This is a genomic window from Arthrobacter sp. AOP36-C1-22 (assembly GCF_052377515.1).
Lineage (GTDB): Bacteria > Actinomycetota > Actinomycetes > Actinomycetales > Micrococcaceae > Arthrobacter_H.
Map to the genome: position 1 here is coordinate 37,804 of NZ_JBQSWW010000002.1, position 24,614 is coordinate 62,417.

Here is a 24,614-nt window from a genome sequence, read left to right on the forward strand (position 1 = left end):
CGAGACCATACCGGGGTATGACGATGTACGGCACCGCACAAAAGTAGAGTAGTCCCATGACCCCGCACCGCATCCTGGATGTTTGGATCCGTAACCACCCGGGCAAAGTCGATGGGGCCCTGGCGATCGGACTGTGGCTGCTCCTCACGCTGTCGGCCTTCCTCCTGGGCGGATTCTCCGGACAGCACCGCGTCCTCGAATTCATCATCGCGTCGTTGCAGGTCCTGCCGCTGATCTGGCGGCGCTCCCATCTGCTGCTGAGCAGTTCCGTCGTCGTGCTGGGATGCCTGCTGCAGGTCGTCCTAATCCCGACGTTCCTTCCCTCCCAAGTGACCGTACCGATCGTGGTATTTACGTTGGCGAAGTACGGCAAGCGCTGGGCCTCCTCCGCCGGTCTCGGCGCCGGCATGCTCGGAGCCCTGCTGGCCACGCTGCGCTACGGAAACCCGACCGGGCAGGCATTGGGCCTGCACCTGTTGCCCAACCTCGTGGGCCTGGCCCTGATCGTGCTGGTCGCCTGGACGTTCGGTGACCTCGCCCGCACCCGACGTCTGGCCATGCAGGCCCTGTCCGACCGGGCCAGCCGGTTGGAGATCGAACGCCAACAGGAACGTGACCTCGCCGCCTCCGATGAACGCGGCCGCATCGCCCGGGAGATGCACGACATCGTCGCCCATTCGCTCTCGGTCATCATCACCCAGGCCGATGGTGCCCGCTACGCGAGCGAACACGATCCGCTGGTCGCCCGCGAAACGCTGGGCACGATCTCCGAAACCGGACGCAAGTCGCTGCGCGAGATGCGCCGGCTACTCGGTGTCCTGCGGGGCGACGAGCAAGCCTCCACCCGCCCGTTGCCCACGCTGGCCGATATCGAATGGCTTCTGGACGAAACCCGGACCGCCGGGTTGGACGTTTCCTCCTCGATCACCGGGGCGCCCCGCCGTGAGCTCCCGCCGGGGGCGGAATTGACCGCCTACCGGGCCATCCAGGAAGCGCTGACCAATACGATCAAGCACGCCGGGCCGGCCGCTTCCTCGCAGGTCCGGCTGGAATGGACCTCCACCGGATTGGACGTGGAAGTCACCGACGACGGGCGCGGTGCGGCGGCGACCGAAGACAATGTCGGGGCCCGCCAGGGTCTGGTCGGCATGGCCGAGCGGGTGGGCCTCTACGATGGACGCATCGAGACCGGTCCGCGCAGCACCGGTGGATTCTCCGCCAGCATCTTCATCCCCTACACCGAGGACTAAGTGGACACCGAGCCCAACACCCCGATCACCGTCGCTCTCGTCGACGACCAGCTCCTGGTCCGCAGCGGATTCCGTATGCTGATCAATTCGCAGCCCGACCTGGAGGTCGTGGCCGAAGCCACCAATGGCCGTGAAGCCCTGGCCTCCCCCGCGCTGGCCCGCGCCGACGTCGTCCTGATGGATGTGCGCATGCCCGAAATGGACGGGATCCGGACGACGGCCAAACTACTCGAACACGGGCCGGGGGCTGACCCCCGCATCATCGTGCTGACCACCTTCGATCTGGACGAATACGCGTTGGCGGCCATCCATGCCGGGGCCAGCGGGTTCCTGCTCAAGGACGCCCCGCCGGAGGAACTCCTCGAGGCCATCCGCACCGTCTTCCGCGGGGATGCCGTGATCGCCCCCTCCACCACCCGGCGGCTGCTGGACCATGTCGCCCCGATGCTGCGCCAGCCGGCCGCCACCACGTCGGGGCACGAGGCAGCAGTGGCCTCACTGACGGCCCGCGAGGCCGAGGTCTTCGAACTCATCGCCTGGGGCAAGTCGAACCCGGAGATCGCCGCCGAACTCTTCCTCTCCGAGGCCACCGTGAAGACCCACGTGGGCCGGATCCTGTCCAAGTTGCAGGCCCGCGACCGGGTCCAGGCCGTGGTCATTGCCTACGCCACCGGGGTCGTCACCCCATGATCGCTTTTCAGCGACGGTAGCGGGGTTTTTCCTTGGGCTGATGAATGAAGACGAAGAAGTACCAGAGCCCGCCCAGCGCCAACAGGGCACCCAAACCGACGGCGGGGGCCGATGGCGAGGTGACCAGATCCATCACGACAGAAGGGCGGTCGGCGGAGTGCCCGGCTTGGCTCGTGGCCTTCGAGGTCGGGACGACGGCCGCGGCGTTCGTGCCCCCGACCCCGGCCCCGGCCGAAGGGACCGGTTTCGCGGCATCGGAGCCGCCACCGTCCTGTTCGATGGAGAGCTTCACGCTCTGTGAGGCCTGGTCATAGACGAAATCACTGGCCTCCAACGATCCACGCACCAGCATCCGTCCGGTACCGGGTTCGATGAGCAGCCCGGTCTTGGGGTGGATCGGATATCCGGTGGCCGGGTCGATGAGGAACCCCGTGGCGGCATCGCGGACGCCATACCGCGCTTCCGGGTGCGGGGTCCTGATGTTCTTGGAGGACTGGCCGGGCCACGGGCTCCTGGTCGAGCTGCCGGGTTTCGAGGGATACCGCGGGGGCTTCGGTGGTGCCGGAATGACCCCCGGGGTGGTTTTCGACGGCATCGTCGACGGTGCCGGGGCCGGAGGCTTCGAGCTCGAATCCGAGGACGACCCGCTGGACCCCGAGGAGGAGCCGGGCTGCGACGGGGACGTCGACGAGGGCGGCGGGGTCGTGGGATCCGGGCTGGAGGGCTCCGTCGTGGGGTCGGTCGTCTCCGTGGGGTCAACGGGCTCAGTGGGTTTAGTGGGTTCCGTCGGCTCGGTGGGCCCGGGGGATTCATCGGGGTCCGGCGTCTCGGAAGGGGTTTCCGTCCCGGGAGATTTCGATGGCGTGTCGCTCGGGGTGATCGGCGATTCCGGGGTGACCTCGGGGGTCTCCCCCGGCGTGTCGGTGTCGGTCTGGTCCGCGGTGTCGGCGGCGTTGACGCTGACTGCGGTGGATGTTTCAGCGGCGGAAGCGGGCGCGATGGCGAGGGAACCGCCCAGCACCAGGGCGCCGGCGATGGCGGCCCAGCGCAGGGTGGAGCGCGGGGTCGAGTATGGGGTCGTCGCGCGCATCCGCCTCCTTCACCGGGTCAGACGCCAAACGACGCCTCTGCCATTGTAACGAAAAGGACACGATTGGCGATATTTTTTGTTACTTCGACAGATTTCCGTCCTTGAAGTCCGCGAATACCTTCCGGGTTGCGCCGGTGATCTCCAGGATCGATTGGCCGTCGGCACTGCGTCCGTAGTCGGCCGTGGGCACCTGGTGGCCCATCTTCTTCAACTCGATCCGGTAGGCCCAGGCCCCGAAGGTCAGCGCCTGTGCTGCCGTCAGATCGGTGGAGACGTGTTGATCGGCGATGTCGAGGATCTTCGCCAATCCGGCGGGCCCCTCGGCCACCGCCTTGGCCCCGATCCCGGCCAGCGCGATCCCCTGGTTGGAGGTGCGGTCGAAGTCGCCGTTGGGCAGCGTCTTGCGTTCGCGGGTGAACCAGAAGGCGTCGTACCCGTCGACCTTCTGCGTGCCCTTCTTCACCGCCCGCACCTTCATCGGGGCCTTGATGGTGATCCCGCCGAGCTCGTCGATCATCTTCTGGAATCCGGTGAACCCAGTCAGGACGTAGCCTTGGACCGGCAAGCCGGTGGCCTTCGAGACGACCTTCGTCTGGGCTTCGGGCCCGCCGGTGGACAAGGCGCTGTTGATCTTGGCGTTGCGGCCATTGGCCTGGGGTACCCAGAGGTCACGCGGGATGCCCATGACCCCACCGCCGCCGTGGCCATCGACCCCGACCAGCTGCAAGGCATCGGCTCGGGCCTCTTCGATCTTCTCCCCCTGCTTTTCCCGGGCGTCGGAGCCCATGAGCAGCACATGGCGTTTTCCGCCCAATGCCTCCTTCGGGATCCCCAACGAGGGCCACCAGCCGCCCACCGCGGTCCAGCTGCCCTTCTTCTTCACCACCAGGGTGACGTCCTTGCCACTGGTGAGCACGGCGAAATGTTCCTTGTTCCAGGTCCCGGTCGCCGCCTTCACCGTGGCGGTCTTCTCGGGTGCCTGGGCCTTCTTCAGCGCCTGGGCCGCCGGTCCGCTGGCGGGCACGGATTCCCCGGTGTAGAGGCTGGTGGCGAATCCTGCGAGGTCCTTCTTCATCCCGGGGGTCTTCACCGCCGGGGCGGAGGGGCTGGGCGTGGACGACGCCGAGGAGGCGGCCGGGCTCGGGGAGGCTTCCGGCTCGGCCGGGGTGCTGCAGCCGGTCAGCAGGGCCAGGGTCATTACGGGGGCCAGCACGGCGGCGGCAGTGGAGGAACGCACAGTCATGGGCTCATTCTGCCGTTCTGGGGGTTCGCGGGCCGTGATCGCCACACCAAAAAGCCCCGGCGGGTGGTCCGGATCCACCGCTGACTGGTGCCGATGTCATACCCCGGTATGACCTGGCGGGCCTCCAAGACCCTCCACCGGGTTGATCCGGCAGGGGCACCCGGGCCAATAGGTTTGGAGCATGACGATCACCAACACCCCCACCACCACCCAGGCAGTCTCCGCCCGCGGCCTCACCAAGGTCTACGGCAGCGGCAGCACAGCGGTCCACGCCCTGGCCGGCGTCGACATCGGCTTCACCGCCGGACGCTTCACCGCCATCATGGGCCCCTCCGGTTCCGGGAAGTCCACGCTCATGCATTGCCTGGCCGGACTGGATTCGGCCACCAGCGGTTCCATCACGATCGCCGGGCAGGAGATCACCTCGATGAACGACAACGAGCTGACCCGCCTGCGCCGCGAGAAGATCGGCTTCGTCTTCCAGTCCTTCAACCTGGTCCCGACCCTGGACGCGGAGCAGAACATCCTGCTGCCGCTCCAACTCGCCGGGAAGAAGCACGACGCCGCATGGCTCGCCACCGTCGTGGACACCCTGGGCCTCGGGGACCGGCTGGGCCACAAGCCGCATGAACTCTCCGGCGGACAGCAGCAGCGCGTCGCCGTCGCCCGCGCCCTGCTCACCCGCCCCGCCGTCGTCTTTGGTGACGAACCCACCGGCAACCTCGATTCACGCACCGGTGCCGAAGTGCTCTCGCTGCTGCGCTCCTCGGTGCGCGAAATGGGCCAGACCATCATCATGGTCACCCATGACCCGGCCGCCGCCCGCTACGCCGACGAAGTCGTGCTGATGCGCGACGGCGAACTGGTCGGCCACCTTCCGGATCCGACGCCGGAAGCCGTGACCTCGGCACTGGCCGGTCTGGGGGCCTAGGATGTTTTCACTCGCCCTGGCCAACATCCGCATGTATTCGCGGCGTTTCATCGCCGTCACCCTGGCCGTGATGATCGGCACCGCCTTCCTGGCGGCCACCTTGATGGTCAACGCCTCCACCACCGCCTCGCTGGAACGCAGCATCGGCGTGGCCTATCAGAACGCCGATCTGGTCGCCGGCATCAGCCCCGATGAGACCGACGACAGCGTGGGACTGGGCCCCGAGCAGCTCACCGCGGTCCGCCAGGCCCCCGGCGTCGCCGCCGCGGAGGCCCAAAGCAGCGCCGGAGCCAGGATCGAAACCGGCTCGGGCGACTATAACGCCATCGTGCAATCCTTTGGCTCCGACGAACAGTTGCGCACCACCAAGCTGGACTCCGGTGCCGTTCCGGCCGGCCGCGAGGAAATCACGGTGGACGATCAGCATGCCAAGACCTACCACCTGAAGGTCGGCGACGAGGTCGGGATGTCCGGGTCCTCCGCGGACGGCTCCACGGTGGACTTCACGGCCCGGATCAGCGGGATCACGACCTCCAGCAACAGCCCTTTCATGGGGTCAAATCTGCAGGTGACCGTCTCCCCCCAGCGCTACTCCACCCTGATCGGCTCCGACCCGCAGTATCAATCCCTGCTCGTCCGACTGGATGATGGAACCGACCCGGCAGAGGCCACCTCGGCCGTCACTGCCGCACTGAAGTCCGCGGGTGTCCCCCAGGCGTCGGTCATGACCGCGCAGGAACGCACCGTCGAAGACCTGGCAGGTTTCACCGGAGGCCAGGATCAGCTCACCGGGGTGCTGCTGGTCTTCGCGCTGATCGCCCTGGTGGTCACCGGGCTGGTGGTCATGAACACCTTCGCGGTCCTGGTCGCCCAGCGCACCCGCGAACTCGCCCTGCTCCGCACCCTGGGTGCCCTGAGCTCCCAACTGCGCCGCTCGGTGCTGGTCGAGGCCCTGGTGGTAGGGCTGGTCTCCTCCGTCCTGGGCGTGCTGCTGGCCATCGGGGTCATGGCCGGGCTGGTCGGCTACGTCTCGACGCTGCCTTCGGCTTCCTTCGCCGTGTTGGCGGTGCCCCCGGGCGCGATCATCGCCGGTCTTCTCGCCGGCACCGTGATGACCCTCTTCGCCGCCTGGGCCCCGGCCCGCAAGGCGATGAGCGTGGCCCCCCTGGCCGCCCTGCGTCCTGCCGAGAACGCCACCGTGCACAACCGGGTGGGCAAGGTCCGTCTGGTCTTCGGGGCCCTCCTGCTGTTGGGCGGCGGAGGGTTGCTCATCGCGGGAGCGGTGCTGGGCCTACTCCTGGTAGGTTTCGCCGGAGGCCTGTTCTCCTTCATCGGGGTACTGATGCTCGCCTCGCTCTTCCTGCCCGGTGCCGTCCGCGGCGTGGGACGGCTGATCAGTGGATCCTCGGTTCCGGCGAAGCTGGCGTCGTTGAACTCGGTGCGCAACCCCGGGCGCACCACCGCGACCGCAACGGCGCTGCTGATCGGCGTCACGCTGGTGTCGATGATGATGGTCGGCGCCCAGACCACCAAGCAGTCCTTCAACGACGAGCTGGCCCGCAACTACCTGGTCGATGTCACCGTCGCCTCCCCCGCCAGCTACGGTGAGGGCTTCGACGGCGGCGCCCAGCCCGGCCCCGATGCCGCGCCGGGGGTCGGCCAGCTCGGTACCGAACAAGCCAAGCTCGCCGCGGGGGTCGACTCGATCGAGGAGGTCGCACTGCTCAAACCCGTGGGGCGGAACGCCGCCGGGGAGCCGGTCTACGCCGCAACCGCCGAGCAACTGGCCCGGGTCCTCAAGGACCCGTCGCTGGTACCGGGCACCGGCGAAGTGTTGGTCGGCCAATCAACCACCAGTGACGACGTCGAGGTCACGGCGTTCGAGGGATCCACCGCCAGCTCCTTGGCGACCAAGCATTCCCAGTCGGAGATCTCGGCACCGCTGATGAGCCTGGAAACGGCACAGCAGCTCGATGGATACACCACCGGCGCTTCGGCGGCCCGTGCCGCGGCCGAGGCGGGACCCGATCAGGTGGGCGCCTATCCGCTGCTGTGGCTCAAAGCCGCCAACGGGCTGAGCACAGATCAACTGCAGGAACTGAGCAGTACGTTGGCAACCGAACTACACGTGCAGGACTACCAGGTCGCCGGTGGCGCCCTGGAGCGCTCGCTGTTCAACCAGGTCATCGACACGCTCCTGCTCGTGGTCTCCGGGTTGCTCGCCGTGGCGGTGTTCATTGCGCTGATCGGGGTGGCCAACACCCTGAGCCTGTCGGTGCTCGAACGCACCCGTGAGTCGGCCCTGCTGCGGGCCCTGGGGCTGACCCGGGGCCAGCTGCGCTCCATGCTGGCCCTGGAGGCGGTCCTGATCGCCGGGGTGGCCGCGGCACTGGGGATCGTGTTGGGTACCGCCTATGGCGCCCTGGGGGCGCAATCGGCCCTGGGCGCCTTCACCGACGTGACGCTGTCATTGCCGTGGGCCCAGCTGGCGCTGGTCCTGGGGGTCTCCGTGGCCGCGGCGCTGGCCGCCTCGGTCCTGCCCTCCCGCCGGGCGGCCCTCCTCTCCCCCGTGGAGGGCCTGGCCACCGAATAGGCCCAGGACGGCCGGAAGCCCCGCCCCTCGTGCTATCGCCAGGAGCGGGGCTTCCGTTGTGTCGGATCCGGGTGGTCCGGCCTCGGAGAAGCCGGGCCTTGCCTACTTCGAGACCTTCCCCATCAACCCGGCCACTGGACGGAGGAATAGGGGCCTGGCCAGGAGCCAGGCGGCGACCATGACGGCCAGCGAGGCAGCGAAGAATCCGAAGCCGAGCCATCCTGCCCCCTCCCTCGCGGCATACATGTGGTTGAGGTTGGCCAGCATCCCGGTGGAGAACACCAGCACCACGTGCACGATGACGAATCCGACGAAGAAGACCATCACCGGAAAATGGATCCTGCGGGCGAGTTCGATCGGGAAGGCCTTATCCAGCCTACGGTGGCCCTTGGGCCAGGCAGAGCTCATCCGCACGCCGGTGATCGCTGCGAGCGGAGCAGCGATGAACACGATGGCGAAATACGCCAACAGTTGCAGCGAGTTGTAGTTCACCCAGCCGTTCTCGATCGGCCAGTTCAACGAGGCATATTGCAAGGCGGCACTGAGCGCATTCGGGACCACATCCCAACTCGTGGGAACTATCCTCATCCAGCCACCGGTGACGAAGAGCAACAGCACGAAGACCAGCCCGTTGAGCAACCACAGCACGTCCAGGCTCAGGTGGAACCACAGGTCCAGGCTGATCTTGGTCGGCTTGTTCCGGGTCTTGAACAGTCCGGTGTTCCGGCGCGTCCAATGACCCGGGGGTCGGGCGGTGTTCCTCACCTGCCAGCCCGTACGGATGATCAGCACCAGGAAGAACGCGTTGAGGAAGTGCTGCCACCCCAGCCAGGCCGGTATCCCGACCGGGGCCCCGTCGGGAAGTTCGGACCGTCCGGGGTAGGTGAGCAGGAAGTCCTGCACCGGTTCCAACCCCCGGATCCACCGGGCCAGCACGACGACGACGGCCAGGGTCACCATGGCCACACCGATCCACAGCAGAATCGCCTTCACCCCGGTGGGATGCCTCCGGGTCCCGGGCTTTGTCCGGCCGGGCTCGGTCTTCAACGTCATCTCCGGTCCCCGCCCTAGACGCCCGCGCGGTCGGCGAGGCCCTGCTGGAGCTGCGGAAGGATCGTGAACAGGTCACCGACGATGCCGAAATCGGCAATGTCGAAGATGGGGGCGTCCTCGTCCTCGTTGATGGCCACGATGCGTTGGGCGGTCTGCATGCCGGCGCGGTGCTGGATCGCCCCGGAGATGCCCACGGCCAGGTAGAGGTCCGGCGACACGCTGACACCTGTTTGGCCGACCTGGTGGTTCTGCGTGATGTAGCCGGCGTCGACGGCGGCCCGGGAAGCCCCCAGGCCGGCACCGAGGGCGTCGGCCAGCTGTCCCACCAGGGCGAAGTCCTCCTCCGAGCCCAGTCCCCGTCCACCGGAGACCACGATCTTCGCCGACGCCAGATCCGGGCGACCCGAGGTCGCCGGGGCGGGGTGGGTGGCCATGATGGCAGCTGCCGTGCTGGTCTCGACCTCCAGATCGAGGGTTTCGACCTTCGGGGTGTCGACGGGGGCAGGGGCGGCTTCTCCACTGGAGGAGACGGTCACCAGCGCAATGCCGGAGCCGACGGTGGACTCGGTGGAGTAGTTCCCTCCATAGACCGAATGCGTCGCGCGGACCCTGCCGTCCGCGGTGGTGACGTCGATGGCTTCAAGCATCACGGGGTTCCCCGTGCGGGCAGCCAGGCGGCCGATGGTCTCCCGGGCATCGGCCGTGGTGGAGGCCAGAACGGCGGCCGGTGCGTACCGGGTCACGGCCTCGGTGAGGGCGGCGACCGCGCTGGCGGCCACATGGCTGGTGGCTGCCGGGGTGTGGCCGATGAGGATCACGGGGGCGCCCCAGGCGGCGAGATCGGCACCGACCGTGGTCCCTGCAGGGGCGGCCACCACCGCGACCGGTTCGCCCAACCGGGCCGCCAGGGCCAGCAGATGGGCGGTATGGGGGCGCAGCGCGCCATTGGCCGCTATTTCACAGTTGACGAGAATCTTGCTCATGGTGTCCAGTCCCTTCAGATCAGGTGTTCGGCGCTGAGGTAGTCGATGAGTTCCGAGGCCGCCTGGCCCTCGTCGATGATCTTCGGCCCTGCGGTCCTGGCCGGACGTCTGCTCGAGGCGAGGACCAGGTTGCCGTCGTCGTGCGCGAGATCGGTAAGGCCAAGGGTAGCCGCGTCGCTCACGGTGACCGGCTTCCGTTTGGCGGTCATGATGCCCTTGAACTTGGGGAAGCGTGGTTCGGCGGCCCGTTCGGTGATCGAGACCACGGCGGGCAGGGGCGCGCTCACCGTCTCGGTGCCCTCGGCGGATTCGCGCTCGCCCGTGATCGATCCGCCGGTGAAATCAGCGGTGTTCAGCGGGCCGGCGAACGGGATCCCGAGCAGTTCGGCGATCATCGCCGGGACCACGCCGCCGCGGCCGTCGGTGGATTCGTTGCCGGCGAGGATGATGTCGTAGCCATCGTCCTGCAGCCCGGCGGCCAGTGCGCGGGCTGTGGTGAGGGCATCGGCACCGGCCAGCGTGTCGTCGTTGATGTGCCTGGCTGAGTCGGCTCCCATCTGGAGGGCCTTGCGCAGCGCATCACTGGCCTGGGCAGGACCCATCGTGACGGCCACCACCTCCACCGATTTATCGGCGTCCTTCTGGAGCAAGGCGATCTCGAGGGCGCGTTCGGTGATTTCGTCGGCAATGCGCTCGCTGGCGGCCCGGTCGACGTGGCCGGAGGCCGTCAGTTGTCTCTCGTCCCACGTGTCGGGGACCTGTTTGATCAGAACGGCAATCTTCATGGGGTTTCCTCCCTGCTGGTTTCCGGCGGAGCCGTGACTGCTCCCGCCGCGACGGTCCGGTCCGCTCCGAGGGATCGGTGGGTGTAGGTGCCGCGGTCCAGGACGACGGTGTCCCCGACGCGGACCTGGAACACGGCGCCGGTTTCGGTATGCCAGATGTTGGTCGTCAGTTCATCCCCGGGCACCACGGGGGAAGCCAGACGGACGCTGATGGCACCGAAGCGGTCGGGATCCGCATCGGCCACCTCCTCGAGCACGGCCACTCCGGCGAAGCCCATGGTGCACAACCCGTGCAGTATCGGCTTCTCGAAGCCCACCATGCGAGCCAGCTGCGGGTCGGAGTGCAACGGATTGCGATCCCCGTTCAGCCGGTAGAGCAGGGCCTGGTCCCGGGCAGTCCTGCGGGACACACTGATATCCGCCGGGCGGTCGGGGACGGCCCAGGTTTCCTTGAGTCCCGGATCCCCACCAAATCCGCCTTCGCCCCGGATGATCATGGTGGTGATGCTGGTCGCCAGCGGTTCACGGGTCCGGGCATCCAAGAGCTCGGTGGTCAACTCGATCACCGCGTGCTTGCCCTTGTCGTGGACGGAAGTCATCCCGCTGACCGGGATCACGGTGCCCGCCGGCTCCAGGGTGCGGTGCAGGGTGATGGTCTGGCCGCCATGGAGGATCTGGGAGAGCTTGAAGTCCCCCAGCTCCTCCATCGAACCACCCGAACCGCCCAGGACGACGGCGAAGGTCGGCAGGACCTGCTGGTCGATGCCGCGGGAATTTTCTGTGGTGAACGCCAGGTTCTCCCCCGGGTTCGACGCCCCGGCTCCGACACTGAGCGCATAGAGCAACGCATCCCGGGATTCCCAGCTGTAGGGCTCTCCCTCAGTGGTCTTCCCGATGTTCTCGACGTTGATCGTCATGGGGTTCGCTCCTTCCACGGGGATCCCCCCGTGCTGCTGTGGACACGCACCGGGACGGTGGTGCGGATCACGTACTTATAAATACTATAACCAGATTCTAGTTCTTGTCTATCTGTGATGTTCCGCCGGCACGGCCATGGCGCTCTTCCCACGGCGCGCGTCCCTCTCGGCAGCCGTCTCGGGAACCCATTTCATCGGGTGTCGTTTGAGCATCAGCCCCAGTACGACCGACAGAACCGAGAAGGCCAGTACGAACAGGAAGGCTGCGCTGACGCCGGCCTGGTTGACCAAGGTCGTGCTGGGGTCCTGGTAGCTGGCCAGGATGTAGGCGCCGATGGCTGTCGCCGCCGACTGTCCGACGTTGCGCACCATGGTGTTGGTCCCCGCGGTTTCGGAGGTGTTGGCTTCCGGAATGGCTTCGATGAGCACATTGGGCAGCGCGCCGAAGGTCAGCGAGATGCCGATGCCGTTGATCCCCTGGGCGATGATGAACAGCGGGGCGTTGCCGAAGGACAACAGGATGATGGCCAAGGCCGCTGTCATCAACGTCAGCCCGCAGACGAAGACCGAGCGGGCACCGAACCGATAAGCCATCCGTCCGCCCAACGGGGAGAACGCGTAGCCCAGCAGCGCCGTGATGCAGCTGAGCACCCCGGCCGCCGTGGCGCTGAAACCCAGCCCGAACCCTTCACTCGTCGGATATTGCAGGACCATCTGCGTGGGCACTGCCAATCCACCGATCGGCCCGATGGCGGCACAGAGGGTGGCCGTCATGACCAGGGCGATCTGCCGGTTCTTGAACATCCGCAGATTCACGATCGGGGATTCCACGCGCAGTTCCCACCAGGCCCAGACCGCGGAGACGAGCAGGCCGGTGCCCATCAGACCGATGAACTGGGCCGAGGCGAATCCGGTTTTGGAACTGCCGGACAAGGCCAGCAGGACGGCACTGACGGCGATGGGCAGCAGCAGGGCCCCCAGATAGTCGGGTTTCTCCGTCGTGGGGGCGGTCGTGTCCCGGGGGATGACAATCAGGATGGTGACGATCGCGACGCCGGCCAGCACCGCGGCGAAGGCGAAAATCCCATGCCAGGAGAAGGCGTCGATCATGAATCCTGCAATGAAGGCACCGGCGGCGCCGGCGATCAGGGCCGAAGCCCCGATCATGGAGACACCCACCGGAACGCGTTCCTCCTCGAGGTGTTCCCGGGCCAGGCCGAAGGCCAGCCCCATGACCGCGCCGGCAGTGCCTTGAATGGCGCGGCCCAAGATGATCATCCCCAGGGTTCCGCCCAGCAGGGAGATCAGCGAGCCGACCCCGGCGATGGCCAGCACGATGAGCAGGACCTTACGCCGGCCGTAGAGGTCCCCGAAGCGTCCGCCCATCACCCCGGCGGAGGCGGAAACCAGCAGGTATGCGGTCACCACCCAGGCGACGGTGTTGGCGTCGACCTGGAATTCGGTGATTAGCGTCGGAAGGGTGACGTACATCATCGACAGTTCGAAGGCCGAGACGATCTCCGCCAGGATCAGCACCACCACGACGGCGGCGAATCCCGGTTTCTTGAGTTGTTTGATCAGGGTGGCCTGGCGGCCAGCGGGTGCGGACATCGTTGTCCCAACCTTTCAGGTAAGCGGCGAAAGAAGCATGGTGCAAACATTCCGTGGGTCCGCAACCCGCTCCGGTCAGGAACGGTCACAGCCCACCGGTGGCCCCACGGCTTTGAGGGGGACCACCGGTTGTGACTCGTGGGTGGTGGCTGGATCAGCCGTTTCCGTAGGCGACGGATTTGGTCCAGAAGAACTCCTCCAGGCCTTCCACCCCGCCTTCGTTGCCGTTGCCGGAGTGCCCGATCCCGCCGAAGGGTCGTTCGGTGACCGCATTGGGGGCGCCGTTGACGATGACTTCGCCGGTCTCGAGCTCTTCGGTGATTCGGATCGCCCGGCGCGTATCCGCGGTCCACAGGTAGCCGGAGAGCCCGTAATCGGTCCCGTTGGCCAGTTGGACCGCCTCTGCTTCGTCGCTGAACCGCATGACGGCCAAGACGGGGCCGAAGACTTCCTTCTGGGCCAACTCGCTGGCGGGGTCGACGTCGTCCAGGATGGTGGGCAGATAGTAGAACCCCTCGGCTAGTTCCCCCTCACCTCGGGAGCCGCCCATGACGAGCCGGGCGCCCTCGTCCTGGGCCCGGCCGACCATGCCCTCGATCCTGTCGATCGCCGCCTGGTTGACCACCGGCCCGCAGATCGTTGTCGGATCCTGGGGATCTCCGATGCTGAAGGAGCCGGCGATGGCGGCGACCTTGGCCAGGAACTCGTCGTGGATGGAGTCCTGCACCAGCAGCCGGGTCGGCATGGCGCAACCCTGCCCGGTCATGATCGCGAAGGCCATGACCGCCGCCTGCTGGGCTGCGGCATCCAGATCGGCGTCCTCGAACACGATGTTCGCCGATTTGCCCCCCAGTTCCAGCAGGACCGGCTTGAAGGTCTGCGCGGCGGTGGCGGTGATCTTGCGCGCGGTCTCCGGGCCACCGGTGAAAGACACCTTCTTGACCAGCGGGTGTTCCACCAGGGCTGCGCCCGCGTCGGCTCCGCCGGTGACGACGTTGAAGACGCCGTCGGGGATGCCTGCCTCCTGGACCAGGTCGGCGAAGAGCATGACACCCAGGGGCGTCAGTTCGCTGGGTTTGACGACGACGGTGTTCCCGGCGGCCAGGGCCGCGGGGACCTTCATCGCCAAGGACATCAGCGGGGCGTTCCAGGTGATGATGGCCCCGATGACACCGTAGGGCTGACGCAGGGTATGTCCGAAGACCCCGCCGGCACCGACCGTAGAGGAGATCCTGCCCAGCGGCAGCTTATCGGCCCATCCCCCGTAGTACCTGATCCAGCTCACGGCAGCATCCACCGAGAGCCGGGCGGTGGTCCTCGGGGTCCCGTTGTCGGCGATCCCCAGTTCGGTGAACTCATCGACGTGGGCTTCGATGAGCCCGGCGAGTTTGAGCAGGGCCCGTCCGCGCTCGGCGGCGGGCGTGGCTTTCCACGTGGCGAAGGCCAGATGGGCGGCCTGGACGGCCTCGTCGACCTCTGCCGGTCCGGCCATCGGGACGCGGGCATCCATCTGGCCGGTGGCCGGGTTCACGTGCTCGTGGACGCCCTGGGCGTGCGTGCGGATTTCGGAGCCGATGCGCAGCGTGACCGCTGGCAGGGCGTCGGTGGTTTCTGTGCTCATTTCATACCTCCGGTTCGTAGCGCAGCATGGTGATGTCGGATGCGGGGTAGTCGCAGAAGACCGGCTTGACGCGCATGCCGATCGTGAGGTCTGCGTGGTCGATGTTGATCAGTTCGGTGGAGAACTTCGGGCCCTCATCCCATTGCACGACGGCCAGGACCATGGGGCCCTCGGCCGCGAAATGTGGTGACACCGGCCGGGTGGTGATCGTGTAGGTGTAGAGGGTCCCGGTGCCGGGGATCTCCCGCCATTGAAGGTCGTCGGCCAGGGTGCGCGGGGCCAGCGGCCGGGGGTAGAAGACGTATTCGCCCAGTGACGGGGAGTACTGGATGCGGACCTTGTGTTCGGCCAGCGCATCCCAGAACGGCTGGGTCAGCGGGGTCGGGACGGGCATGGGCCGTTCGAAAACGGGTGCTGTATCTGTGCTCATGGTCAAAGCTCCTATTCGCCTTCGAGGATCAGTGCGGTTTGTTCGCTCATGATGCCGCCGTTCCCGGAGACAAACGCCCGGTTGCAGTCGTTGACCTGGGCTTCTCCCGAGCGGCCCATGATCTGTCGGACGCCGTCGATCACGTGGTGCATGCCTCCGGCGATGCCCGCCTGGCCGAAGGAAAGCTGGCCACCGGCGGTGTTCATCGGGAAATCACCGCGGAAGGTCAGGTCGTGTTCGTTGACGAACTGCATTCCCTTGCCCTTCTCGGTGAAGCCTGCGTCCTCCAAGGACATGAGCACGGTGATGGAATAGCAGTCATAGATGGAGACCATGTCCATATCGCCCCGGCCCAGGCCCGCCATATCGAAGGCCTGGTCGGCGGCGTGGATCATCGGCGAATACATCAGATCGTGGGCGTAGGTCGGCGTCTTATAGGGCACGCGTTCCCCGAAGCCCTTGATCCAGGCCGGACGGTTCTTTGACTTTTTGGCCTGGTTCTTGTTGCCGATGACGACCGCGGCGCCGCCCTGGCACGGCATGACGATTTCGAGTTTATGCAGGGGATCGGCGACCATCGGCGACGCCAGGACGTCCTCGATGGTCAGTGGCTGGCCGTGGAAGATGGCATCCGGCGTGGAACAGGCGTTGGTGCGCTGGTCGACGGCGATCTTGGCCATCGCGCGTTCGTCGTAGCCGAATTCATGTCCATAGCGTTTGGCGATCTGGCCGTAGGGCCCGTTCTGGCCCAGATTGGCATACGGGATTTCGAACTCCGCCTGCGGGGATCCGTAGGCGTTGGAGGAGGCCCCGAAGAGCATGCTGTCATCGAGGACGAACGGCCGACGCTCGTGGGTGGGCACCTCGTGGGTCCCGGGGAAGGTGACCAGGACTGTTTCGCACAATCCCAGTTCGACGGCGGCGGCAGCACGCCAGACGGCGGCAGCGGAGCCGGCCCCACCCAGGTCCACTATTTCGGCGAAGTTGGCGTTGATGCCCAGATATTCGGTGATGGTGGAGGGGACGAACATGCTGGCTTCGCCGATGAGCGGGGTGACGATTCCGTCGACGTCCGTGGCATCCAGGCCTGCGTCGTCCAACGCCGCCTTGGACAGGCGCGCCCACTGTTCGAGGTTGAAGGTCTTATCGCGGGTCAGCTTGCGCTGTGGCGGCAGTTCGTGGAAACCGAGAATCGCGGCTTCTGCTTTCAGTCCCATGGTGTTCTCCTGAGATCGGGGATGGTTAGTTCGGTGACGCGCCGATGGTCCGGCGCCTGGCTGTGGTGGTCGATGGTGACAGCTGGCGACGGTGGGATCTCGCTGTCCGCCGACACCGTTGCGGAACGCAGTGCGACAATGCGGATCCCGAGTTCGGGATGCCCGGTGCCCTCGCCCAGCTGCGCGGTCAGGTCTGTGGGGTAGTCTCCCGGCGGCCAGAAAGTCTCGGCTGGCAGGATGCCGATGGCGTCCACCCCGATGGCTGTTCCTTGGCTCAAGACCAGGTCGGCGCCCTCGTTCCAGCCGAAGCCCAGAACATCGCTCTGGCCGCGGGGTGCGGGACCGATGCCGAAGGTGCGGGCACCGAGAACGTCCACGAGGACGGTGCGGGCGAGAGGCAGGTCCTCGACGACCCCATGGATGAGCTGGACCCGCACCGGATCGGTGTTCTGCTCATCCCACGGGCAACCACCGGTGGAATGGGGCAGTTGCTCCGCCGACGCGTCGAGGATCGTTGTGCTCTGGACCAGTTGGGCCAAAAAGCCCAGCCCGGTGTCCCGAGGGTGGAGGAAGGCCTCCTGCCATCCGGGGTGCTGCAGGTTCACCAGGATCGGCTCGATCCCTGCCTCCTGCGCCGCGGCGATGGCCGAACGGATGTCGTCCACCTTGAAGGTCACATGGTGCGGGGCCGCTGAGCCCTCGTGCTGGTCAAGGAAACGCTGGATGAAGGAGTGTTCGGACCCGCTGGGTTCGAGTAGTTCCACCCGCATGTCGTCGACCACCGCCAACTGGCAGGGGTTGAAGGCTTCGGTGGTGAATCCTCCGCCCCACCGGGCACCCAGCTCGCGGTTCAGCACCGGGCCGGCGGGCGCCCAGGCGGGCACCGCGATGGCCAGATGATCCAATTCGTGGGCGCTCATGAGAGCACCCCAGTATCCGTGGCCGAAGCCGCAGCCGGACTGAGAAGGGCTGCGCCGGTTAGGCGCCCTCGGCCTCGAACTGAGCGACCCGCAGGCCGATCATCCGCACGAAGCTGTCGATCACCCGATGGGCTTCGGGAATCGTCTTGTCGCCGGTGATCAGCCGGGCCACCAGATCCATCAGCACGCACCACACCATGGCGGTGATATCGGCTGCCTCCTCGTGACCGAGCATCGCAAAGTCCGCGTGGATGGGTTCCTCCAGCACGACGCCGAGTTGCTGCATCAACGCCGAAACCTGAGGGTCCGAGGTCGAGCGCAGCAGCCAAATGGCCTTGTAAAAGTTCGGCTGTCGTTCGAAGGCCGCCAGCGCCGAGCGCATCCGATACTGGACGCGTTCGGTGGTGCTCAGGCCCTCCGCCCAGGACTGGTCGGCCGAGTTGAAGGGCACGCTCCAGTCGTAGACGACGTTCGCATACAGGTGCTCCTTCGAGGAGAAGTACCGGTATAGAGTGCCCAGTGCCACGTTGGCTTCGGCGGCGACGTCCCGAATCTGGATGGAGTCGTAGTCGGTTCCCACCAGTAGGGTTTTCGCCGCGTCCAGGATGCGCTGCCTGCGCATCACCTGGTAGGCGGGAAGATCGACGAGATCCGCGGAGAGTTGGCCGGACATCGTGCTCCTTCTGCTGCCGGTCGGAATGGGACTCCAACGCTATCACCGGGCTACGTCCCCATGGCCCAGCTCCCCCGGTCATGCCCGGTCCTTCCACCGGACCAGTGCGTCGAGGGCTTCAATCTGGTTCCCCGCCACCCTCAGCGGGTTGATTTCCAACTCTTCGAGTTCATCGCCCAGCCCGAGAGCGACCTGGGAGATCCTGAAGATGACCTCTGCCAGCTGGTCCAGATCGGTGGCCTCCCCGCCACGGAACCCGGTCAGCAAGTCGACCCCCTTCAGGGATTCGAGCATCCGTCGAATCTCTGCAGGGCCGACGGGCAGCAGCCGCAGGGCCGAGTCCTTGAGAATCTCGACCATGACGCCGCCGAAACCGACGGCCATCACCAGCCCCCACTGCGGATCACGGATGATCCCCACCAGCAGCTCGGTGCCGGCCGGGCGCATGGGTGAGACGGCGACGCCCTGGACGCGGGCTTCGGGGGCCAGATCGGCGACGGAAGATCTGATCGATTCGTAGGCGGCCGTGACCGCTTCCGCATCCCGCAACATCAATTTGACGCCGCCGACCTCCGTCTTATGGGCAATATCTTCAGAGGCCACCTTCAGCACCACGGGGTAGCCCAGGTCTTCGGCGACGGCGACAGCCTGTTCGGCCGAGCCCACCATGGTCGCCGGAACGTAGGGCACGCCATGCTCACGCAGGAAGCCTCCGGTCTCGATTTCGGTCCAGGTGTCCGTTCCGGCGGGTTGGTCGATGGCCGGCGCCTCTGGCACCGCAGGGTCGGCCGCCAGTTCCGCGGTGCGCCGACCCCACCAGGCGCTGCGGGCCACGGCAGGGATGCCCCGGTCGAAGGAGTCGGAGGCGTGGGGGTAGCCGTATTCGGTGGCGAAGGCCCGCCCGAATTCGGTGACCTCGGTGGGCAGGAAGCTCATCGGGATCACCGGTTTGGGTGAGGAGGTGAGCTGGGCGAGCAGCGTGTCCTGGGTGGACCTGCCCATATCGGCCATCATCTGGTTGGCCGGCCAGGAGGCGTTGATCACGACGAAGTCGAAGTTGGGGTCATCGATGAAGCATTGGTTCGCCTTGGTCAGGATGGACGGATCCACCGAGATGTAACCGGTGGTGTCCATGGGGTTGTTGACCGTCGAATACTCCGGCAGGCCTGCCTCGTGCAGAGCCCGGACCGTGGAGGGCGAAGGCGCGGGCATCTGGAGGCCGAGTGCCTCGGATTTATCGGCGATCAGGGCGCACATCGCGCCCGAGCCGGTGACCACTCCCATCCGGTTTCCGTCCACCGCCCCGTAGGATTCGATGATGCCTGCGGTGGCGATCAGATCCTCGATGTTCTCCACCCGGATCACCCCGAATTGCCGGCAGGCGGCATCGATGACGTTGTCGTCACCGACCAGGGAGCCGGTATGGGCGGCGGCGACACGGGCCGAGGCCTCGGAGCGTCCGGCCTTGAAGACCACTACCGGTTTGCCGGCCTTTCGGGCCCGTGCGGCGACGTCGAGGAACTGCGCGGGATTGGTGATCTGTTCGAGGTAGGCGGCGATGACGGTGGTGTTCTCGTCATCGACCAGCAGGTCCATCACGTCGATGGCCGAGACCATTGCCTCGTTGCCGACCGTCACCGCGGTGGAGCATCCCACCCCGCGTGATGCCATGTAGGGCAGCAGGTAGATGGCCAGGGCGCCGGACTGGCTGGCGATCCCGACACCCCCGGAAATCATCGGCATCTGCGTCATGTGGCTGAATGCGGCGACCTTGGCATGGGAGTTGATGAAGCCCAGGTTGTTGGGTCCCAGGATCAGTTGGTCTGCCGCCCGGGCCCGCTCGACCAGGCTCTCCTGTAGGGCCCTGCCTTCGGCACCGGCCTCGCTCAGTCCGGCGGCAAGCATCACCAGGTTGCGGATGCCCTTGAGCCGGGCGTCCTCCAGGATGGTCTCCAATGATTTGGTGCCGGTGAGCACGATGGCCAGATCAGGGGCCGTGGGCAATTCGGCGATCGAGGTGTAGGAGGGCTGCCCGTGGCATTCCTCGCCGCGGCGGTTGACCAGGTACAGCTCACCGTCGAACCCCCCGGAGATGAGGTTGGTATAGGTGAATTGCGACCAGGCGGACTTGCTGTTGGCCCCGACGATCACAATGGACCGTGGCTGGAGCAATTCGTTCAGTCGATCCGAGGCGAGGGTGCTCACGGTATGGGTATCGCGCGTCATCGTTGTCATGCGAAGGGTGTCCTTTCGGGAATGGCTTCAGGTATGGATTCCTACGGGGAGGCCTAGCCGCGGGGCAGGCCGAGGATGCGTTCGGCAATGACATTGAGCTGGATTTCCACGGTGCCTCCGCCGAGAAGCACCTGGGGGACGTCGAGTTGTCGGGTGACCGCGTCGGCCGGGGCATCGGCGAAGAGCATGCCCGGCCCGGCCATGGCGGTGACCAGGCTGGCGGCCTCACGGGTCAGCCGGGCCTGGGCGACCTTGGCCAGCGAGGAACCGACTCCTGGGTCGCTGCCGTTGACCTGGCGCAGGGTTTCACGCAGGTTCAGCGCCCCGATGGCCGAACTGCGGGCCACGATCCTGCCCAGTGCGGAGAACGCCTCACGCTCGTTGCCGACGTAGCCGTCTTCACTGATCAGGGCCCGCATTCCGTCCTCGGTTCCGGCCGATACGCCGGCCGAGATCTGGGTGCGTTCGTTCTGCAAGGTCGTGGCCGTGATGCGCCACCCCTGCCCCGGTTCGCCCAACAGGTACTGGTCAGGAACAAAGACCTCGTCAAGGAAGACCTCGTTGAATTCCGATTGGCCGGTGGGCTGCATCAACGGGCGCACCACGACGCCGGGGCTGCGCATGTCGACCAGGAAATAGCTCAGGCCCTTGTGCTTGCGCACCTCGGTGTCGGTCCGGGCCAGGCAGATGCCCCAGTCGGCTTCGTGCGCACCCGAGGTCCAGACCTTTTGGCCCTTGAGCTCCCACCCGCCGTCGACCCGGTTCGCCCGGGTGGATAGTCCTGCCAGGTCGGAACCGGCTCCGGGTTCGGAGAAGAGCTGGCACCAGGCCAGATCCCCGCGCAGGGTAGCCAGCGCAAACTGCTCCTTGATGGCGTCGGTACCGTAGGCCAGGATCGTGGGCATCGCCCACTCGCCGATCACCGAGGTGGGTTGGACCAGACCGCGGCGGGCATATTCCTGCCCGATGACCACCTGTTCGGCCGGGGTGGCACCCAGCCCGTAGGGGGCCGGCCAGTGCGGGGCGGCGAGCCCGTTCTCGGCCAGGAAGGTCCGTTGTGAGCCGCGGGAGTACCAGCGGCCGCCGTCGTACTCGTTTTCCAGTGATGCCGCTTCATCGAGCAACGCACCGATGCGGGTGCGGAACGCCGGGTCCTCATCGGGCAACTCGATGTCGATCTGCCGATCGGTGTCCAACGCGGTGCGGCCCAGGGACGCCACGCTGTCGGCCACCGGGCCGACTTGGGCGGCGAGGGTGATGGCGCGGCGCCAGTAGAGGTGCGCGTGGTGCTCCCAGGTGAAGCCGATGCCACCGAAGATGGTCACGGCCTCGGTGATCGCCTCGACGGAAGGGACGACGGCCGCCTCGACGGCCGATCCTGCGGCCAGGGCCTGCTGGGTGCGGTCCTGCTCGAGGGAGACGACAGCCGACCACGCGGCGGCGGTGGCCAGTTCGGAGGAAATGAGCAGGTTCGCGCATTTGTGCTTGATGGCTTGGAAGGAGCCGATCGGCTTGTCGAACTGCTCGCGGATCTTGGCGTAGTCGGTGGTGGCGTCCACGGCCCAACGCATGATGCCCGACGCCTCGGCACCGAGCAGGGCCGCCCGCAGGGTGTCGGCATAGGTGATGTCCAAGCCTTCGAGGATCGCTTCGTGGTCCACGGCCAGGCCGTCCAGCTGCAGGACCCCGGCATCGCGGGTCAGATCGGAGGACGCGCCCGGGCTCTTGGTCAAGCCACTGGCCTGGGCGTCGACCAGGGCGAACCGTGTGGTCTCATCGGAAGTGAATCCGATGACCAGATGTTCCGCGGAAAGCAGCGAGGCGACGCCGACGCTACCGCTGAGTTTCCATCCTTCGGAGGTGGCCGTGACGGCCAGGGCCGCGGTGGGCATCACCAGGGCGCCGGTGGCTCCGTCGGCGAAGAGGTCCAGTCCCCGCGTCGAAGCCTTGCACTCGGAGGCCCCGGCGACCGCGGAGCTGGCGAGCACCGTTGAGACATACGGGCCCGGCACGAGGCGGCGGCCGAATTCCTCGACCACGATCGCCGTGTCGGCCACGCTTCCGCCTTGGCCACCGCGTTCTTCGCTGATGTGCAGGGCGTGCAGCCCGTTGTCCACGAGTTCGGCCCAGTGCCCGGGCCGGCCTCCCTCGGCGTAGGCCTGGAGGTGTTCACGGGTTTCGAGGATATCGGCGAAGCGTTCGGCAAAGTCTGAGACTGCGGAGGCTAGGTCGGTGTGCTCTTCGGTGAGGGAAAGTGGCATCTGTTCACTCCAAAATCACGGACGATGCGCTCCCCTACGACAGGGAGGATCGTCGAGCGGTGTTTCAATAACTGAAACTAGACTCTAGTTTAATTTTGTGAGCTACGCAATACCTTGGAGTTTTGTTGTCGGCGTGGGAATCAACCATGGATCGGACACACGAAAGGGCCCCGGTCCGGAAACTTCATTCCGGACCGGGGCCCTGTCCTCGAGCGGCTAGCGGGGCGTGGGCCCGCTAACGACCCGTCTTATTTCTTGTCGTTCCTCCCGCGCGGCTGCCACGGCCGGGGCCGGGTGCGGACCTCGGAGGGAAGCGCGGTTTCGATGCGGTCGTCCACCTGGTCACCGAAGCGCTCATCGAAGTTCTCGGTGAGTTCATCGGTCACCCCGACGCCGACCTCACGGGCCAGTTCGAGCCGGCGCTGGCGACGTTCGGCCCGCAGCAGCACCTGGTGTTCGCCATGCAGCGCCTTGAACGTGGCGATGCACATGCCGATGATCACGATACTCACCGGTAGTGCCGTGAGGATCGAGGCGGTCTGCAACGCGCCCAGTCCCCCGGCCAGCAGCAGGGCGATGGCGACGAGGCCTTCGAGCGAAGCCCACAGCACCCGGCTCCACTTGGGCGGGTCGGTATCGCCGCCGGAGGCGAGCATGTCGATCACCAGCGAGCCGGAGTCCGAGGAGGTGACGAAGAAGATCGTCACCAGCAGTACGGCGATGACCGACAGCACCCCGCCCAATGGCAGTTCGGCGAGCATGTTGAACAGCACGTTCTCCGAGACGATGCCTTCCTTCTCGTCGAACAGTCCGCCGTTCATGTCGTCCCAGGCCCGCTGGATGGCGGTGCCACCCATGATGGAGAACCAGATGAAGCTGACGATGGTCGGCACCGCGAGGACGCCGAGGACGAATTCGCGCACGGTGCGCCCGCGGGAGATCCGCGCGATGAAGACCCCGACGAACGGTGCCCAGGACATCCACCAGCCCCAGTAGAAGATGGTCCAGTTACCCAGCCACTCCTGACCGGCAGCGCCGGTGTAGGTGGCGGTATCGAGGGTCATGCCCAGGATGTTCTGCAGGTAGAAGCCCAGCGAGGAGACCAGATCACGGAAGATGAACAGGGTCGGGCCCAGCAGCAGCACGGAGATCATGAACACCCCGGCCAGCCCCAGGTTGATGTTCGAGAGCCACTTGATGCCCTTGCCCACCCCACTGACCGCGGAGGTCAGCGCGAACAGGGTGATGATGATGATCAGGATCACCAGCAGTGACTTGTCGACCTTGCCGACCACGCCCATATGGGACAGCCCGGCGGAAATCTGCTGGACGCCCAGCCCCAGCGACGTCGCGATCCCGAACAGGGTGCCTACGACGGCGACGACGTCGATGGTGTCGCCGAGCCAGCCCTTGACCTTGTTCCCCAGCAGGGGTTCCAGGGTCCAGCGGATGGAGATCGGGAATCCACGGCGGTGGATGGCGTAGGCCATGGCCAGGCCGACGACGGCGTAGATGGCCCAGGCATGCAGTCCCCAGTGCATGAAGGTCTGGCCCATCGCAGCCCGCGCGGCATCCGCTTCGTCCCCGGTCACCCCGGGTTTGGGGTTCACGAAGAACGTCAGGGGTTCGGCGGCGCCCCAGAAGACGAGGCCGATGCCCATGCCTGCGGCGAAGAGCATGGCGAACCAGGACAACAGCCCGAATTCGGGCTTCTCGTCATCCTTGCCCAGGGTGATGTTGCCGTAGCGGCTCAGACCCATCCAGACGGCGAAGACCACGAAGGCTCCGACGACCAGCATGTAGTACGGGGCCAGCCCGTCCACCACTGCGGTCTGCATGTTGCCGAACACCTTGGAGGTGCCTTCGGGGGCGATCATCGCCACGGCGACCAGGGCCACGATCACGATCAATGCGGGGTAGAAGACCCGGGGGGCGGGGATGAACGGCGCCTTCTTCACCTCGGGGTCCGAGGCGCGCCTCTGGTCTTGTTTCTCACCGCTTATTTCCGGTGGGGTGCTCATGACAGTCCTCAAATACGGGGTTGGGGATACGAGTAAGTCCGTTGCCCCACTTTACTGACAAGGCATCCGCTGTCAATTTGCTACTTCCCG

The 24,614-nt window shown here is 66.4% G+C and carries 19 protein-coding genes; 4 read left to right on the forward strand and 15 right to left on the reverse strand.

Annotation, left to right across the window (positions count from 1 at the left end; translation table 11 throughout):
• Positions 1-56 precede the first annotated feature (56 nt).
• Together ACT3S6_RS01835 and ACT3S6_RS01840 are read left to right on the forward strand one after the other, a co-directional pair.
• A complete protein-coding gene (locus ACT3S6_RS01835; RefSeq protein WP_444553463.1) occupies positions 57-1,250 on the forward strand; it encodes a sensor histidine kinase in 1,194 nt (397 codons plus the stop codon).
• Positions 1,251-1,940 carry a response regulator gene (locus tag ACT3S6_RS01840; RefSeq protein WP_444553464.1) on the forward strand — a complete coding sequence of 230 codons (690 nt, stop codon included), beginning with the start codon at positions 1,251-1,253 and terminating at the stop codon, positions 1,938-1,940. It abuts the gene before it with no gap.
• 7 nt (positions 1,941-1,947) lie between these two features.
• Here the strand turns inward: ACT3S6_RS01840 and ACT3S6_RS01845 are convergent, their stop codons facing one another.
• Both ACT3S6_RS01845 and ACT3S6_RS01850 read right to left on the reverse strand, forming a co-directional pair.
• Positions 1,948-3,030 carry a hypothetical protein gene (locus tag ACT3S6_RS01845; protein ID WP_444553465.1) on the reverse strand — a complete coding sequence of 361 codons (1,083 nt, stop codon included), beginning with the start codon at positions 3,028-3,030 and terminating at the stop codon, positions 1,948-1,950.
• A 79-nt stretch (positions 3,031-3,109) separates the two neighbouring features.
• Positions 3,110-4,273, reverse strand: coding sequence for an LCP family protein (locus ACT3S6_RS01850; protein WP_444553466.1), 1,164 nt, complete (start codon positions 4,271-4,273; stop codon positions 3,110-3,112).
• Between the two features lie 181 nt (positions 4,274-4,454).
• Here ACT3S6_RS01850 and ACT3S6_RS01855 point away from each other — a divergent pair, with 181 nt between their 5' ends.
• Entirely contained in the window at positions 4,455-5,204 is a 750-nt protein-coding gene (locus ACT3S6_RS01855; RefSeq protein WP_444553467.1) for an ABC transporter ATP-binding protein, read from the forward strand.
• A gap of 1 nt (position 5,205) precedes the next feature.
• Positions 5,206-7,797, forward strand: a complete 2,592-nt coding sequence (locus tag ACT3S6_RS01860; protein WP_444553468.1) for an ABC transporter permease — start codon at positions 5,206-5,208, stop codon at positions 7,795-7,797.
• A 102-nt stretch (positions 7,798-7,899) separates the two neighbouring features.
• On the opposite strand, the gene ACT3S6_RS01865 is transcribed toward ACT3S6_RS01860, so the two are convergent.
• The 13 genes from ACT3S6_RS01865 to ACT3S6_RS01925 form a co-directional block, all read right to left on the reverse strand.
• On the reverse strand, positions 7,900-8,850 hold the full coding sequence (locus ACT3S6_RS01865) for a cytochrome b/b6 domain-containing protein (protein ID WP_444553469.1): 951 nt from the start codon (positions 8,848-8,850) through the stop codon (positions 7,900-7,902).
• A 14-nt stretch (positions 8,851-8,864) separates the two neighbouring features.
• Positions 8,865-9,833 (reverse strand): electron transfer flavoprotein subunit alpha/FixB family protein, encoded by a 969-nt coding sequence (locus ACT3S6_RS01870; protein ID WP_444553470.1) that lies wholly within the window; start codon positions 9,831-9,833, stop codon positions 8,865-8,867.
• 14 nt (positions 9,834-9,847) lie between these two features.
• On the reverse strand, positions 9,848-10,618 hold the full coding sequence (locus ACT3S6_RS01875) for an electron transfer flavoprotein subunit beta/FixA family protein (RefSeq protein ID WP_444553471.1): 771 nt from the start codon (positions 10,616-10,618) through the stop codon (positions 9,848-9,850).
• Entirely contained in the window at positions 10,615-11,535 is a 921-nt protein-coding gene (locus ACT3S6_RS01880) for a MaoC/PaaZ C-terminal domain-containing protein (RefSeq protein WP_444553472.1), read from the reverse strand. The genes ACT3S6_RS01875 and ACT3S6_RS01880 overlap by 4 nt, the downstream gene beginning before the upstream one ends.
• 108 nt (positions 11,536-11,643) lie before the next feature.
• Positions 11,644-13,146 (reverse strand): MFS transporter, encoded by a 1,503-nt coding sequence (locus tag ACT3S6_RS01885; RefSeq protein WP_444553473.1) that lies wholly within the window; start codon positions 13,144-13,146, stop codon positions 11,644-11,646.
• Positions 13,147-13,300: 154 nt separating this feature from the next.
• Positions 13,301-14,767, reverse strand: a complete 1,467-nt coding sequence (locus tag ACT3S6_RS01890; RefSeq protein WP_444553474.1) for an aldehyde dehydrogenase family protein — start codon at positions 14,765-14,767, stop codon at positions 13,301-13,303.
• Position 14,768: 1 nt separating this feature from the next.
• A complete protein-coding gene (locus ACT3S6_RS01895; protein WP_443411176.1) occupies positions 14,769-15,197 on the reverse strand; it encodes a Zn-ribbon domain-containing OB-fold protein in 429 nt (142 codons plus the stop codon).
• Between the two features lie 11 nt (positions 15,198-15,208).
• Entirely contained in the window at positions 15,209-16,414 is a 1,206-nt protein-coding gene (locus tag ACT3S6_RS01900; protein ID WP_086998584.1) for a thiolase family protein, read from the reverse strand.
• Positions 16,405-17,334 carry a VOC family protein gene (locus ACT3S6_RS01905; RefSeq protein ID WP_444553475.1) on the reverse strand — a complete coding sequence of 310 codons (930 nt, stop codon included), beginning with the start codon at positions 17,332-17,334 and terminating at the stop codon, positions 16,405-16,407. Before ACT3S6_RS01905 ends, ACT3S6_RS01900 begins: the two co-directional genes overlap by 10 nt.
• 58 nt (positions 17,335-17,392) lie before the next feature.
• On the reverse strand, positions 17,393-18,007 hold the full coding sequence (locus ACT3S6_RS01910) for a TetR/AcrR family transcriptional regulator (RefSeq protein WP_444553476.1): 615 nt from the start codon (positions 18,005-18,007) through the stop codon (positions 17,393-17,395).
• A 78-nt stretch (positions 18,008-18,085) separates the two neighbouring features.
• A complete protein-coding gene (locus tag ACT3S6_RS01915) occupies positions 18,086-20,242 on the reverse strand; it encodes an acetate--CoA ligase family protein (protein WP_444553477.1) in 2,157 nt (718 codons plus the stop codon).
• Positions 20,243-20,295: 53 nt separating this feature from the next.
• Positions 20,296-22,503 (reverse strand): acyl-CoA dehydrogenase, encoded by a 2,208-nt coding sequence (locus ACT3S6_RS01920; RefSeq protein ID WP_444553478.1) that lies wholly within the window; start codon positions 22,501-22,503, stop codon positions 20,296-20,298.
• 248 nt (positions 22,504-22,751) lie between these two features.
• The gene (locus ACT3S6_RS01925) at positions 22,752-24,524 is read right to left on the reverse strand and encodes a BCCT family transporter (RefSeq protein ID WP_444553479.1); all 1,773 of its coding nucleotides are present in this window, start codon (positions 24,522-24,524) and stop codon (positions 22,752-22,754) included.
• Between the last annotated feature and the right edge of the window lie 90 nt (positions 24,525-24,614).

Bases quoted from the DNA above. Each gene is read 5' to 3' on its own strand.
- ACT3S6_RS01890 (WP_444553474.1), bottom strand. From the start codon at position 14,767: ATGAGCACAGAAACCACCGACGCCCTGCCAGCGGTCACGCTGCGCATC.
- ACT3S6_RS01870 (WP_444553470.1), bottom strand. From the start codon at position 9,833: ATGAGCAAGATTCTCGTCAACTGTGAAATAGCGGCCAATGGCGCGCTG.
- ACT3S6_RS01925 (WP_444553479.1), bottom strand. From the start codon at position 24,524: ATGAGCACCCCACCGGAAATAAGCGGTGAGAAACAAGACCAGAGGCGC.
- ACT3S6_RS01920 (WP_444553478.1), bottom strand. From the start codon at position 22,503: ATGCCACTTTCCCTCACCGAAGAGCACACCGACCTAGCCTCCGCAGTC.
- ACT3S6_RS01855 (WP_444553467.1), top strand. From the start codon at position 4,455: ATGACGATCACCAACACCCCCACCACCACCCAGGCAGTCTCCGCCCGC.
- ACT3S6_RS01880 (WP_444553472.1), bottom strand. From the start codon at position 11,535: ATGACGATCAACGTCGAGAACATCGGGAAGACCACTGAGGGAGAGCCC.
- ACT3S6_RS01845 (WP_444553465.1), bottom strand. From the start codon at position 3,030: ATGCGCGCGACGACCCCATACTCGACCCCGCGCTCCACCCTGCGCTGG.
- ACT3S6_RS01865 (WP_444553469.1), bottom strand. From the start codon at position 8,850: ATGACGTTGAAGACCGAGCCCGGCCGGACAAAGCCCGGGACCCGGAGG.
- ACT3S6_RS01895 (WP_443411176.1), bottom strand. From the start codon at position 15,197: ATGAGCACAGATACAGCACCCGTTTTCGAACGGCCCATGCCCGTCCCG.
- ACT3S6_RS01905 (WP_444553475.1), bottom strand. From the start codon at position 17,334: ATGAGCGCCCACGAATTGGATCATCTGGCCATCGCGGTGCCCGCCTGG.
- ACT3S6_RS01900 (WP_086998584.1), bottom strand. From the start codon at position 16,414: ATGGGACTGAAAGCAGAAGCCGCGATTCTCGGTTTCCACGAACTGCCG.
- ACT3S6_RS01860 (WP_444553468.1), top strand. From the start codon at position 5,206: ATGTTTTCACTCGCCCTGGCCAACATCCGCATGTATTCGCGGCGTTTC.
- ACT3S6_RS01915 (WP_444553477.1), bottom strand. From the start codon at position 20,242: ATGACAACGATGACGCGCGATACCCATACCGTGAGCACCCTCGCCTCG.
- ACT3S6_RS01850 (WP_444553466.1), bottom strand. From the start codon at position 4,273: ATGACTGTGCGTTCCTCCACTGCCGCCGCCGTGCTGGCCCCCGTAATG.
- ACT3S6_RS01910 (WP_444553476.1), bottom strand. From the start codon at position 18,007: ATGTCCGGCCAACTCTCCGCGGATCTCGTCGATCTTCCCGCCTACCAG.
- ACT3S6_RS01835 (WP_444553463.1), top strand. From the start codon at position 57: ATGACCCCGCACCGCATCCTGGATGTTTGGATCCGTAACCACCCGGGC.
- ACT3S6_RS01885 (WP_444553473.1), bottom strand. From the start codon at position 13,146: ATGTCCGCACCCGCTGGCCGCCAGGCCACCCTGATCAAACAACTCAAG.
- ACT3S6_RS01875 (WP_444553471.1), bottom strand. From the start codon at position 10,618: ATGAAGATTGCCGTTCTGATCAAACAGGTCCCCGACACGTGGGACGAG.